The sequence below is a fragment of the Neisseria sp. P0001.S005 genome (genome assembly GCF_051963715.1).
On sequence record NZ_JBQCTZ010000461.1, the window covers coordinates 1 to 780 of the forward strand.

The 780-nt window shown below is 42.3% G+C and carries 1 pseudogene; it reads left to right on the forward strand.

Annotated elements, in window-relative coordinates:
* Positions 1-58 precede the first annotated feature (58 nt).
* Positions 59-780 (forward strand): annotated as a pseudogene (locus tag ACTHSP_RS21055) (DNA-directed RNA polymerase subunit beta); the annotation flags it as partial.

The following is a 780-nucleotide window of genomic DNA, read 5'->3' on the forward strand; positions in this document are numbered from 1 at the left end:
TTGATGCATGCCGTTGTTTCAGACGGCCTATTATTTAAAATTGCTTTTCGGAGTGTATATGAGCTATTCGTTTACCGAGAAAAAACGTATCCGTAAGAGTTTTGCAAAGCGAGAGAATGTCTTAGATGTTCCTTTCCTGCTGGCAACCCAAATTGATTCTTATGCGAAATTTTTGCAGCTGGAAAATGCTTTTGACCAACGCACTGATGATGGTCTGCAAGCGGCATTTAATTCTATTTTCCCGATTGTGAGCCATAACGGTTATGCGCGATTGGAGTTTGTGCATTACACATTGGGCGAACCTTTATTCGATATTCCTGAATGTCAATTGCGCGGCATTACTTACGCGGCTCCATTGCGTGCCCGTATCCGTTTGGTGATTTTGGATAAAGAAGCATCTAAGCCGACTGTAAAAGAAGTTCGTGAAAACGAAGTATATATGGGTGAAATCCCATTGATGACGCCAAGCGGCTCTTTTGTCATCAATGGTACTGAGCGTGTGATTGTTTCCCAGCTGCACCGTTCTCCAGGCGTGTTCTTTGAGCATGACCGTGGTAAAACACATTCTTCCGGTAAGCTGTTGTTCTCTGCTCGTATTATTCCTTACCGTGGTTCATGGTTGGATTTCGAATTTGATCCAAAAGATTTGCTGTATTTCCGTATCGACCGTCGCCGTAAAATGCCGGTTACGATTTTGTTGAAAGCTTTGGGCTACAACAATGAACAAATCTTGGATATTTTCTACGACAAAGAAACTTTCTATTTGTCTTCAAACGGTGT